The organism is Allobranchiibius sp. GilTou38, from assembly GCF_017565325.1.
Classification (GTDB): Bacteria; Actinomycetota; Actinomycetes; order Actinomycetales; family Dermatophilaceae; genus Allobranchiibius; species Allobranchiibius huperziae.
The window spans coordinates 187,059-199,370 of the sequence record NZ_JAGEKN010000003.1 but is presented as its reverse complement, the minus strand read 5'-3'; the positions used below and the strand labels follow the sequence as shown (position 1 = coordinate 199,370).

The 12,312-nt window shown below is 69.4% G+C and carries 12 protein-coding genes; 6 read left to right on the top strand and 6 right to left on the bottom strand.

Annotation, left to right across the window (positions count from 1 at the left end):
* Positions 1-56: 56 nt before the first annotated feature.
* On the bottom strand, positions 57-1,250 hold the full coding sequence (gene xylA / locus JOB34_RS01430; protein ID WP_208051052.1) for a xylose isomerase: 1,194 nt from the start codon (positions 1,248-1,250) through the stop codon (positions 57-59).
* Positions 1,251-1,611: 361 nt separating this feature from the next.
* Between xylA and JOB34_RS01425 the strand changes: the two genes are divergently transcribed.
* The 6 genes from JOB34_RS01425 to JOB34_RS01400 all read left to right on the top strand — a co-directional run bounded on the left by JOB34_RS01425 (position 1,612) and on the right by JOB34_RS01400 (position 8,149).
* Positions 1,612-2,772 (top strand): substrate-binding domain-containing protein, encoded by a 1,161-nt coding sequence (locus tag JOB34_RS01425; RefSeq protein ID WP_208051051.1) that lies wholly within the window; start codon positions 1,612-1,614, stop codon positions 2,770-2,772.
* Between the two features lie 206 nt (positions 2,773-2,978).
* The gene (locus JOB34_RS01420) at positions 2,979-3,698 is read left to right on the top strand and encodes an ATP-binding cassette domain-containing protein (RefSeq protein WP_233764634.1); all 720 of its coding nucleotides are present in this window, start codon (positions 2,979-2,981) and stop codon (positions 3,696-3,698) included.
* Positions 3,695-5,128 carry an ABC transporter permease gene (locus JOB34_RS01415; protein ID WP_208051049.1) on the top strand — a complete coding sequence of 478 codons (1,434 nt, stop codon included), beginning with the start codon at positions 3,695-3,697 and terminating at the stop codon, positions 5,126-5,128. The genes JOB34_RS01420 and JOB34_RS01415 overlap by 4 nt, the downstream gene beginning before the upstream one ends.
* A 22-nt stretch (positions 5,129-5,150) precedes the next feature.
* Positions 5,151-6,479: an ROK family transcriptional regulator gene (locus JOB34_RS01410; protein ID WP_208051048.1), complete on the top strand. Its 1,329-nt coding sequence runs from the start codon at positions 5,151-5,153 to the stop codon at positions 6,477-6,479.
* A 121-nt stretch (positions 6,480-6,600) separates the two neighbouring features.
* The gene (locus tag JOB34_RS01405; protein WP_347813681.1) at positions 6,601-7,404 is read left to right on the top strand and encodes an RNA methyltransferase; all 804 of its coding nucleotides are present in this window, start codon (positions 6,601-6,603) and stop codon (positions 7,402-7,404) included.
* A gap of 91 nt (positions 7,405-7,495) precedes the next feature.
* Entirely contained in the window at positions 7,496-8,149 is a 654-nt protein-coding gene (locus JOB34_RS01400) for a VOC family protein (protein WP_208051046.1), read from the top strand.
* 13 nt (positions 8,150-8,162) lie between these two features.
* On the opposite strand, the gene JOB34_RS01395 is transcribed toward JOB34_RS01400, so the two are convergent.
* From JOB34_RS01395 to JOB34_RS01375, 5 genes are all read right to left on the bottom strand, one after another.
* On the bottom strand, positions 8,163-8,444 hold the full coding sequence (locus JOB34_RS01395) for a metal-sensitive transcriptional regulator (RefSeq protein ID WP_208051045.1): 282 nt from the start codon (positions 8,442-8,444) through the stop codon (positions 8,163-8,165).
* A gap of 144 nt (positions 8,445-8,588) precedes the next feature.
* The gene (purB, locus tag JOB34_RS01390; RefSeq protein WP_208051044.1) at positions 8,589-10,001 is read right to left on the bottom strand and encodes an adenylosuccinate lyase; all 1,413 of its coding nucleotides are present in this window, start codon (positions 9,999-10,001) and stop codon (positions 8,589-8,591) included.
* 60 nt (positions 10,002-10,061) lie between these two features.
* Positions 10,062-10,847: a VOC family protein gene (locus JOB34_RS01385; protein ID WP_208051043.1), complete on the bottom strand. Its 786-nt coding sequence runs from the start codon at positions 10,845-10,847 to the stop codon at positions 10,062-10,064.
* A 113-nt stretch (positions 10,848-10,960) separates the two neighbouring features.
* A complete protein-coding gene (locus JOB34_RS01380) occupies positions 10,961-11,611 on the bottom strand; it encodes a class F sortase (RefSeq protein ID WP_208051042.1) in 651 nt (216 codons plus the stop codon).
* A complete protein-coding gene (locus JOB34_RS01375; protein WP_208051041.1) occupies positions 11,608-12,294 on the bottom strand; it encodes a DUF4142 domain-containing protein in 687 nt (228 codons plus the stop codon). The genes JOB34_RS01380 and JOB34_RS01375 overlap by 4 nt, the downstream gene beginning before the upstream one ends.
* Positions 12,295-12,312: the final 18 nt, after the last annotated feature.

The following is a 12,312-nucleotide window of genomic DNA, read 5'->3' as shown; positions in this document are numbered from 1 at the left end:
CCGGATCGCGCGACCCCACAGGTCGCGCCGTGACGGGGATGGACGTGGGTCGGGGGTCAGTCCGAGGAGACGCCGAGCAGGTGCTCCACGGCCAGCCGCTGGATACGTGCGAAGCCGTAGCCCCGGGTGGCCGCGGCGTCGCGGTCGAAGCCCTCGTACGAGGCGTCGTCGCCCACGAGCATCTCCCAGGTCTCGTCCTTGTTCAGCGTCGGCTGAGCGAGCTCGGCAACCTCGGACGCCGCCAGGGCTTCCTGGACCTTCGGGCTGGCCCGGAACGCCTTGGACCGCTCGCGCAGCTCCAGATAGAGCTCCATGTTGGCCAGCGCCGACTCCCAGACGCCGTCCATGTCCTCGGTGCGCAGCGGCTTGTAATCGAAGTGGCGGTCACCGTTGTACGTCGGGCTGCCGCCTGGCGCGCCGTTCTCGAGCAGATCCACGGTGGAGAACGCCTGCAGCAGGTCGCCGTACCCGAAGACCATGTCCTGGTCGTAGCGCGGACCCTTCTGACCGTTGAGGTCGATGTGGAAGAGCTTGTCCTGCCACAGCGCCTGCGCGATCCCATGGGTGTAGTTGAGGCTGGCCATCTGCTCGTGGCCGGTCTCGGGGTTGATCCCGACCATGTCGGCGTGTTCGAGCTGGGAGATGAACGCCAGCGCGTGTCCGATCGTGGGGAGCAGGATGTCGCCGCGGGGCTCGTTGGGCTTGGGTTCGATGGCGAACCGCATCCCGTACCCCTTGTCGATGGAGTACTGAGCGAGCAGGTCGATGCCCTCGCGGTAGCGGTCCAGGGCGGAGCGGACGTCCTTGGCGAAGTCGACCTCAGATCCCTCCCGGCCACCCCAGAACACGTAGATCTCGGCGCCCAGTTCCGCAGCCAGATCCATGTTGCGCATCACCTTGCGCAGCGCGTAGCGGCGCACCGAACGGTCGTTGCTGGTGAAGCCGCCGTCCTTGAAGATCGGGTCGCCGAAGAGGTTCGTGGTCGCCATCGGGACGACCATGCCGGTGTCGGCGAGGGCCTGCTTGAACTCGGCGACGATGCGGTCCCGCTCGGCGGTCGAGCTGCCCGGCGGGATCAGGTCGTCGTCGTGGAAGGTGATGCCGTACGCGCCCAGCTCGGTGAGTTTGTGGACCGCCTCGACTCCGGCGAGCACCGGCCGGGTGGCTTCACCGAAGAGATCGCGGGCCTGCCACCCCACGGTCCACAGCCCGAAGCTGAACTTGTCCTCGCGGGTAGGGATGAGTGCCATACATAACTCCCATGCGTCGGTGTGCGGATGCAGTTCGGTCCGGTTCGTCCTGGCGTTCGATCCGGGGCGTCAGACCCGGGTCGCCGCGCCGCGAAAGTTCACTGGCGGATCGCGCCCACAGCTTGTTTTCAGCCACTGAACACAGCGTTCGGGCGAGGTGGCGACGGTGTACGACGTCGCTACCCACCGTTGCACAACGAGGGCGATCTGTGGCGCAGGTCACAGGTCGGTCACGCTTCCGCGGGGATGCTTCCAGTGCCGACACTACGGCCATATGTTGTGCGGCGTTACATCAGCGTGTCGACCGGAGCGGCCGGCGCGTTCAGACAACCGCGAAAGGGCGGGATCTATGCGCAAAGGCATGAACATCCTCATCGCCGCAGGGGCTGTGGGGACCATGGCTCTCACCGGCTGTGGCAGCTCGAGCAAGGGCGGCGGCAGCAGCTCCAGCGCTGCCGGCACGAGCTCGTCGAGCTCGTCGAGCTCGTCGTCGTCCTCGGGTTCCTCCAGCTCGGCAGCTGGTGGCGGCGGCACGTTCGACGGCAAGGGGGCCAAGGTCGGCATCATCCTGCCGGACACCACCTCCTCGCCGCGCTGGATCACCGCCGATCCCACGGCGTTGAAGGCGGACTGCAAGGCCGACAACCTGAACTGCGACATCCAGAACGCCAACGGCTCCGCCGCGACGATGAAGACCATCGCCAACGGCATGCTGGCGAACAAGGTCAAGGTCCTGATGATCGTCAACCTCGACCCGGCCTCCGGCGCGGCGATCGAGCAGCAGGCCAAGAAGAACGGCGTCCTGACGGTCGACTACGACCGGCTCACCCCCGGTGGCGGCGCGTCGCTCTACATCTCCTTCGACAACGTCAAGGTCGGTGTCGCGCAGGGCACGGCCCTCACGCAGTGCTCGCAGGTCAAGGGCAAGAGCTCCGTGCAGTACGCCCAGATCGACGGTGCGTCGACGGACAACAACGCCACGCTGTTCCGCCAGGGATACGAGAGCGTCCTCGGCAAGACCAAGGGCTGGACCAAGGTCGCCGAGCAGGACGGCAACTGGGACGCCCCGACCGCGGGTCGTGAGTTCAGCACCATGCTCGCAGCCCACCCGGGCATCAAGGCCGTCATGGTCGCCAACGACACGATGGCCGGCGCCGTCATCACGGACCTGAAGAACTCCCACCTGAGCGGCCAGGTCGCCGTCTCCGGGCAGGACGCTTCGGCGGCCGGTCTGCAGCGCGTCATGGACGGTTCGCAGTGCTTCACCATCTACAAGCCGACCACCGAGGAGGCCGGTCCGGCCATCAACGCGATCGCGCAGCTGGTGACCGGCAAGGTCCCGTCCACCACGGCGACCGTCGAGGACCCGTCCACCAAGGCGAAGGTGCCGTCGATCCTGGCGACGCCGATCGTGATCACCAAGGCGAACGTCGCGCGTCCGATCAACGACGGCTACGTTCCGAAGAACACCGTGTGCACCGGCAGCTTCGCCGCCATGTGCACCTCCAACGGCGTCAAGTGACGCCCCGCGCCAGTAGCTCCTGCGGACTGGCGCACTGAAGGTCCAGCGTCCGGGCCGGTCGGCATCTCGCCGGCCGGCCCGGAGGCGGACGCAACCGGGTCGTGCCCCTTCGGCAGCCGCCCGGCACCCATCGAACCGGAGGTAACGCCGCAGTGCCCGATCAGCCACTACTGCAATTGCGCAGTGTCAACAAAAGCTTCGGTCCGGTGCACGTCCTCCAGGACGTCGACTTCGAGGCCCGCGCGGGTGAGGTCACGGCTCTGGTCGGCGACAACGGAGCCGGCAAGTCCACGTTGGTGAAGTGCATCAGTGGCACCTACACCATCGATTCCGGCGAGTACTCCTTCGACGGTGCGTCGACCAACATCCACACCCCCCGTGACGCGTCGGCGCTCGGGATCGAGATCGTCTACCAGGACCTGGCGCTGTGCGACAACCTGGACATCGTGCAGAACATGTTCCTGGGTCGTGAACGGGTGCAGAAGGCGGTCCTGGACGAGAACTCCATGGAGCACGCCGCTGAGGAGACGCTCGCGTCGCTGTCGGTGCGCACGGTGAAGTCGGTGCGCCAGCGGGTCTCCAGCCTCTCCGGTGGCCAGCGCCAGACGGTCGCCATCGCCAAGGCGGTGCTCTGGAACTCCAAGCTCGTCGTGCTCGACGAGCCGACCGCGGCGCTGGGCGTCGCGCAGACGGCGCAGGTCCTCGCACTGGTGCGCCGGCTGGCGGACCGTGGCCTGGCCGTGGTCCTGATCTCGCACAACATGCTCGACGTGCTGGAGGTCTCCGACCGGATCGCCACGCTGTACCTGGGCAAGATGGCCGCGATGGTCGAGCGCTCCCAGGTCAACCAGACGCAGCTGGTCGAACTCATCACCACCGGCAAGACCGCTGGCGTGCCGGCGATGACCACGGGAGTCGCAGAATGAACGACATCAACAAGCCCCCTGCCTCGGTGGACACCGACGCGAACGGCACCGACGGCACCGAGGGCAGCAAGGGCGCAGAAGGTACGACCGGCGCCAGCCGGAACGTCGCCGCGCCGAAGGCCGGCTCGCTGGAGGCTGTGGCCACGACGGTGCCGACCGGCAACAGCGTGTCGGCGTACGTCACCAACTACGTGCAACGGCTGCGCGGCGGCGAGATGGGCTCCCTGCCCGCCGTCACCGGGCTCGTCCTGCTCGTCATCGTCTTCAGCATCCTGCAGCCGACGTTCAAGGGGCTCTTCAACCTCGGCAACATGCTGACGGAGGGCGCAGGACCCATCTTCATCGCGATGGGTCTGGTCTTCGTCCTGCTGCTCGGTGAGATCGACCTGTCCGCCGGCTTCGCCGCGGGCGTCTGCGCCACGGTGATGGTGCGCCTCATGGTGGGGTACCACGCGCCCTGGCCGGTCTCCATCGGCGCCGCGATCATCACCGGCGTCATCATCGGTCTCCTGATCGGCTTCCTGCGCGCCAAGGTGCGCATCCCGTCGTTCGTCGTCACCCTCGCGTTCTTCCTGGCGTTCCAGGGTGTGGCGCTCTACATCGCCAACAACGGCAAGGGTCAGAAGGGCGACATCACGATCACCGACTCGGTGGTCAACGGTTTCGACGGTAATCAGATGCCGATCTGGGCGGGCTGGCTGCTCGCGGTCCTCATCGTGGGTGGGTACGCCGCGGTCAAGTTCCTCGCCCAGAACGGTCGACGCCGCCAGGGTCTCAACACCGAGCCCATCGCGGTCATCGCCTTCAAGGTCGGTGCGATCGCGGTCGGCACGTTCCTCGCTGTCTACGCGCTCAACCAGAACCGGTCGATCAACCAGGCGGCCGGCTTCAAGACGGTCGACGGCAAGCTCGTCAAGGTGGCCGCGCAGGAGCTCTCCGGAGTCCCGTGGGTCGTCCCGATCATCATCGCGTTCTTCGTGGTGTGGACGTTCGTGCTGAGCCGCACCCGGTACGGCCGTCACGTGTACGCCGTCGGTGGTAACGAGGAGGCCGCCCGACGGGCCGGTATCCCCGTGGACCGGATCCGCATCTCGGTGTTCGTCCTGTGTTCGGCCATGGCCGCCATCGGCGGCATCATGATCGGCTCGAACGTGCAGTCGGTGAGTGTCGCGAACTACGGCGGCAACACCCTGCTGTTGGCGGTGGGTGCGGCCGTGATCGGTGGCACGAGCCTCTTCGGCGGCAAGGGACGCATGATCGACGCCATCGTCGGTGGTGCCGTCGTCGAGGTCATCTACAACGGCATGTCCAACCTCGTGAAGGGCACGAACAGTGCGGCCGTGCAGTACATCGTGACCGGAGTGGTGCTCATGTTGGCCGCCGCCGTCGACGCTCTGTCCCGTCGTCGGGCGGGTTCCTCCGGCCTGTGACCTCCTGGCGGGGGGAGGAGTGATGGCACGACAGATCTCATCCGGCCACCAGTCCATCCGAAGTCACAACCTGCGCATCGTCCTGTCCGAGATCCACCGCCGCGGGCGTCTGTCGCGCGCCGAGCTGACGCGCGTGACGGGGTTCAACCGCAGCACGATCAAGGTGCTGGTCGCGCAGCTCGAGGAGCTGGGGCTGGTGTCGGAGTACGCACCCGCCGCACGCGGCACGGCGGGTCGGCCCTCACCGATCGTCGGACCGCGCACCGACGGCCCGTACGCCGTGGCGGTCGACGTCGCCGTGAGTCACCTCACGGTGGCGGCGGTCGCCCTCGGCGGGCGGGTGCTGGCACGGCACTCCATCGATCTGGCCGACGTCATCGCGCCGGAGGAGATCGTCGCGGAGGTGGTCGCGGGCGTGGGTGCCCTGGCCGACAGCATCCCCGGGCAGAGCTGGCTGATCGGCGTCGGGGTGAGCGTGCCGGGGACGGTACGACGGCGCGACTCGCGGATCCTGGCAGCCCCCAACCTGCACTGGGACGACGTCGACCTGGTGGGGATGCTGCAGGTCGCATTCGGCGACGACATCCCGATCCATCTGGGCAACGACGCCAACCTCGGGGTCGTGGCCGAACACCTGCGTGGGGTCGCGCGCGACGTCGACGATGTCGCCTACCTCATCGCACGGGTGGGTGTCGGGGCGGGATTTCTCGTCGACGGTGTGCCGCTCCTCGGCGCGCACGGCCTGGCAGGCGAGATCGGCCACATCGTCGTACAGCCGGGAGGGCCGCTGTGCTACTGCGGCAACCAGGGGTGTTTCGAGCAGGTCGTCGGTGAGCGTGCGCTCTTCGCCCGTGCCGGCCTCTCCGGTCAGACGTCGGCATTCGGCATCGGCGAGGTCATGAAGGATGCCGATGACGGCAACGTCTTCGCCCAGACCGCGATCGACGACGTGTGCCAGTGGTTGGCCGTCGGGCTGGCGAGCATCTCCCACCTGGTCAATCCGCAGCTCATCGTCATCGGAGGCTCCCTCAGCCGGCTCCTGGACGAGCGGCAGGAGGATCTGCAGTCCTCCCTCGACACGTTGATGGCCAGAGCACCCGGTGAACCGGCGCGTGTGTGCCTCGGGGGACTGGGCGAGGACGCGACCCTGCTGGGGGCGGCGGAGCTGGTCTTCACCGATCTGCTGGAGGCTCCGCTGGCGACGGCATCGGCACACCGCGGCCAGACCGAGGTGCTGGGCGGCCTCGATGCCGTCCCGCTCCGGGAGTCGCGCGGTCGGAGCCGCCATGCACGGCCCGCGGTCAGAGCCGGTGAAGGACGAGCCGGCCGGCAGTCGTCGTCAGCGGGATGAGGACCAGGCGGCCGAAACCGATCACGAGTCCGTGTGCGCCGATCCCAGACGGACGGGGCGGTCGACCCCCGTTCGCGGCAGGTGGCGCGGCCGGTCCCGTGACGACCGTAGGGTCGTCGTCGTGTCCGAACTCCTGATCACCTCGCCGTCCAACCCGCGGCTCAAGGACGTCGTCGCACTGCGCAAGCGGCGGCGGCGCGACGAGCTCGGCCTCACGCTGATCGAGGGGTACGACGAGTTGCGGCTCGCGGTCGACGCCGGGGTGGTGCCGCGTCAGCTGCTGTACTGCCCCGAGCTCGCGTCCGCCGGCGCCGAGGTGGCGCAGCTCGTGCGGGAGTCCGGCGAGCGCGGAGCGCAGATCGCCCGGCTGAACCGCGCGGCGTTCGAGAAGATCGCCTACCGCGAGGGCGCGGACGGCATCGTGGCCGTCGCCGCACTCGCTGGGACCGCGCTGGACGACGTTGCGACCGAAGATGATTCGCTGATCCTGCTCGCAGAGGGTGTCGAGAAGCCGGGCAATCTCGGCGCCATGCTGCGCACGGCCGACGCCGCCGGCGTGGACGCCGTCGTCTCGGCCGACCCGGTGACCGACTGGGGCAACCCCAACGTCGTACGCGCCTCGAAGGGCACCGTCTTCGCGGTGCCCGTGGCGACGGCGCCCACCGCGGAGACGCTGGCGTGGCTGCGCGCCCGCGGCGTGCGGCTGGTCGCGGCCACCCCCGACACCCGCACGTCGTACACCGACGTCGATCTCACCGGCGCCGTCGCGATCGCCGTCGGCACCGAGAAGGAGGGCCTGACCGGCTCGGTGCTCGACGCAGCCGACGAGCGGGTCGCCATCCCGATGTCCGGCACGGCCAACTCCCTCAACGTCGCCACCTCTGCGGCGATCCTGCTGTACGAGGCCGTCCGCCAGCGCCGCTAGGCCGCCCCGCACACCCCCCGCTGAGAGCGCCGGAGCCGCTATCCCACACCCAGCTTGGAGCCACCTGGCAGCGGGTGGCACGATGCTCAGCATGCGAGTCGACCATGTGGTGTACGCCGCCGCTGCAGACGGATTGATCTCCACCGCGAAGCGGGTCGGGGCCCTTCTCGGAGTCGAACCCAACGACGGTGGGATCCACCCTCGGTTCGGCACCCGCAACATGATCATTCCTCTCAAGAACGACCGGTTCGTCGAGGTCGTGGAGGTGCTCGACCACCCCGCATCGGACAAGGCGCCCTTCGGCCAGGCCGTGCGCGCGTGCTCCGAGGCGGGGGGCGGATGGCTCGCCTGGGTCGTGCGGGTCAACGACATCGGCATCGCCGAGGGACTGGTCGGCCGCGCCGCGGCGCCCGGCAACCGGCACCGTCCCGACGGGGTCGAGTTGTCCTGGAAGCAGCTCGGCGTCAAGGGCCTCACCTCCGACGCCCAGGTGCCCTACTTCATCCAGTGGGCCGACGGGGTGCCGCACCCCTCCGGCGACGGTCCGACCGGGGCCAGCCTGACCCGTCTGCAGATCGGCGGGTCGCCGGTGCGGGTGCGCGACTGGCTCGGACTCAACGGCGAGCCCGGTGTCGATCGCGACGAGTGGGAGCCCGGCATCACCTTCGACTTCGCCGCCCCGCACGGCACGCCCGGCCTGATCTCGGTGAGCTTCGAGACCGCTGACGGTCCCGTCACCATCTGACCGGGCGCGTCGCTCAGCTCTTCACGAGCCGGGCGATCGCCGCCGACGCCTCGGCGACCTTGTCGTGGGCGGCCTCCTCGGACTCCCGCGCGGCATCGACCACGCAGTGTGCGATGTGGTCCTCGAGCAGCCCCAGGCTCACCGACTGCAGCGCCTTGGTGATCGCGCTGACCTGGGTGAGCACGTCGATGCAGTAGGTGTCCTCCTGGACCATCCGCTGGATGCCCCGGACCTGTCCCTCCACCCGGCGCAGCCGGGTGAGGTAGTCCTGCTTGCTGCCTGAATAGCCGGCCATCTCGACCAATCCTCTAGCTGTCGCGGTGCTGCTGCTGTCACCCCCAGGGTACCCTCCGGGGGTATCGCATAGAGGGCGCGGGCGGGTCGTTCGGGCCGAGCGGGCCCTCACGAGCGAGGCAGGAGCGTGCCGGTCGCCCGGCGGTCAGCGCTCGAGGAAGTCGACCAGCTGCGGTGCGAGGCCGACGTACGACGCGGGCGTCAGCGCCAGCATCCGTTCCTGCACCTCCGGCGGGAAGCCGAGCCCGCGCACGAACCTGCGCAGGTCGTCGCCGGTGATCCGGCGCCCGCGGGTGAGTTCCTTGAGGCGCTCGTAGGGCTGATCCATCCCCTCGACGCCGGCCGCTCCCAGCGCGCGCATCGCGGACTGGATCGCCTCGCCGAGCACCTCCCAGTTGCGGTCGAGGTCGGCGGCCATCGCTGCGGGGACGGCATCGAGCCCGGCGAGGCCGCGACCCGCGTTGTCCAATGCCAGCATCGAGTGGCCGAACGCCGTGCCGATGTTGCGCTGCATCGAGGAGTCGGTCAGGTCGCGCTGCAGGCGCGACTGCACGAGGGTCGCGGCAAGGACGTCGAGCAGCGCGTTGCTGACCTCGAGATTGGCCTCGGCGTTCTCGAACCGGATGGGGTTGACCTTGTGCGGCATCGTGCTCGACCCGACCGTGCCCTGGCCGCGCACCTGCGCGAAGTAGCCCATCGAGATGTAGGTCCAGAAATCGGTGCACAGGTTGTGCAGCACCCGGTTGAAGCGCGCGACGTCGGCGTAGAGCTCGGCCTGCCAGTCGTGGCTCTCGATCTGCGTGGTGAGCGGGTTCCACTGCAGGCCCAGCGATTCCACGAAGTCGCGGCTGATGCAGATCCAGTCGGTGCCGGGAACGGCGGCGGTGTGTGCGCCGTACGTGCCGGTCGCTCCGTTGATCTTGCCGAGGTATTCGGCGCCCTTGATGCGGCGCAGCTGCCGGCCCAGGCGGTGGGCGAGGACGGCGATCTCCTTGCCCATCGTGGTGGGCGTGGCGGGCTGGCCGTGGGTGTGCGCGAGCAGCGGCACGTCGGCCAGCTCGCGCGCCATGTCGGCCACCTGCTCGACCAGGCGCGCGGCCTTCGGGGCCCACACGCCGGTGACCGCGCCCTGCACCATCAGCGCGTACGACAGGTTGTTGATGTCCTCGCTGGTGCAGGCGAAGTGGATCAGCTCCGAGAGCGCGGGCGCGTCCTGCTCGCCGACGATTGCCGGCAGGCGGCGCTTGAGGTAGTACTCGACTGCCTTGACGTCGTGCACGGTCTCGCGCTCGATCTCGGCGAGCTCCTCGATGTCGGCGAGGTCGAAGTCCTGCGGGATCGCGCGCAGCTGAGCCTGCTCGGCCTCGGTCAGAGCGCGGACGCCGGGCACGGCGCCGACCGTGGTGAGGTGGATCAGCCACTCCACCTCGACGTGCACGCGTTGCCGGTTCAGCGCCGGCTCCGAGAGGTGGTCGACCAGTGCGGAGACGACTCCGCGGTACCGGCCGTCGAGGGCGCCGAGGGCGATCGGCGGGGTGGCGGAGGCGAGCGAACGCATGGCGGTCATCCTCTCAGCCCGCCGTCGTACCCGACGAATCGCCGAGTGTGACGGCGCGTGTCAGTCGGTGACCTGCACGACGGTGAAGACCTCGCCGTGCTTGCCCTGCAGCAGCGCCTCGGGCCCCATCGGGGAGTCGCTGGTCATCAGCACCTGCGCGCCGAGGCTCTGCGCGATCTGCGCGGAGGAGTCGCGGTCGCTCACCGCGAAGTGCACCAGCCAGTTGGCCGGGACGTCGTCGGCCAGCTGGTCGGCCTGGTGGAACCCGGCCACCTCCGCGCCGCCTGGCAGCTTCGCGATGCTGAGGTCGGGCGCGCGGTCCTCGAAGGTGTAGCCGAAGACCTCGCCGTAGAAGGCCTTGGCCCCGGCCAGATCCCGGGTCAGCAGGGTGTGCCACACGACCGCGTCGGGCTCCGCCACGATGCTGAAGCCCTTGTGGGTGCCCGCCTGCCAGAGCGCGAAGTAGGCGCCGGTGGGGTCGGTGCAGAACGCCAGCCGCCCGAGGTCGCCCGCCTCGGCCGGCGGGACGTGCACGATGCCGCCGGCCCGCTGCACCGCCTGCGCGGCCTCCTCGATGTCGTCGGTGGCGAGGTAGGTCAGCCATGACGGGCGCTCACCCTCGGCCAGCATCGGTGAGAGCCCGGCCGCGGCGCGCTCGTCCTTGAAGCACGTCACGTAGGCCGCGCTCCCGGCGCCGCCGCTGCCCGAGACGCCTTCTTCCGTACGCCAGCCGAAGAGCTTCTCGTAGAAGTCGCGGGCATGGGTCATGCCGCGGTGCTCCGGCTCGAAGGAGCACTCCGCCCAGCAGGGGCTGCCGACCGGCCAGTTGACGTCTCGCACGGGCATCGGGAGTGCTCCTTCGCAGGGTGGGCCCACCGCTGGCGGGCGGACTCGACCGACCCTACCGACCCGGCGAACCGGCCCGCCGTACGCATCGACGGGTCGGTTCGCAATCGCGGTCAGCTCACCGGGTTCGCAAGCACCACGATGTTGTCGACGTAGTGGTGGACGGCGCGGTCGAACGGTCCGCCGCAGGTGACGACGGCCAGCGTCCCCGGTGCGGTCGGGCTGAACAGGCTCGCCGGGAGGCCACCGGACTTCTTCAGGACCCGACGGGTCGTGACCCGATAGGTGTACTCGTGGCCGTTCGCGGCCCGTAGGACGATCGTGGCGCCCGCTCGGAGGTCCTGCAGGCGGAACAACGTGCCGGGTCCCTGCGCCGCGGTGTCGACATGACCGTCCAGCACCGTGGTGCCCATCGGCGACCCGGCGAGCGCGCTCGCCTGCCACCACCCGACCACGTGCGGATCCCGAGGTACGACGAGCGAGTTCGCGCCGTCCAGCGCCACCTTCGTCAGCGGTGCGGAGACGCGCAGCGACGGGATCGTGATCCGCACCGGGGCAGCCGGGGGCACCGCGTCGTGCACCGGGGCGATCCCCGGTGCACGACGCGGTGTCGCGCTCACCGGACCGGGCAGCGTCCCGGTCGAGGACGCCACCGATCCGAAATCGCGCGGGACCGTGTTCGCCGGATGCTGCGAGAGCGCAACGCCCCCGGCGCCGATCGCGGCGGCGAGCAGCCCGACCCCGAGCGTCAGCAGCGGTCTCACCGCAGCGCACGCCTCCTGCGGTCGGCGTACACAGCGCCTCCGCCGAGCAGCGCCAGACCGACGGCGCCGGCGGTCCAGCCCAGCCGCAGATCGGTGCCCTCGTTGGTGGCGGCCTGCCCACCCGAGCCGGCCTGCACGCTGCCGGGCCCGCTGCCGGAGGAGGACGCCAGGTCTGCCTGCGCCATCCGCAGGTGCATCTGCGCGACCGGAAGGTAGCCGCGCGCGTAGCTCACGACGGTTGCGCTGGAGCCGGTCCTGATCTCGGTGTCGGTCCCGGCGATCGACGTCTCGTGTCCGGCGACCTGGTCACGCAGATAGAGCTGGTCGAACGAGGACCCCGTCAGTCCCTTCAGCTGGGCTGCCTGGGCCTGCTGCATGGCGTTCGGCGCGCTCGGCAGCGGCAGGCCGAGGTTCGCGGCGACCGTCGTCAGCTTGGCCTTGGCGGCCATGTGATCCGACATCGTCTTCTGCGCGAGGGTGCGCACGGCGGCCGACGACGAATGCGTCATGGCCAGCTGGCCGATGGCGATCTCGGCGAGGTTGACCTGTTCGTTGGCCGTGACGAAGGTCTTGTCGGCCGTGCTCGGCGATGTCGCCGCGAAGGCGGTGGCGGGAAGGCAGGTCGCCGCGACGGCGAGTGACGCCCCGGCGAGTGTGATGTAACGGGTGCGATGCATCGACATGATCAGACTCCTACGTGT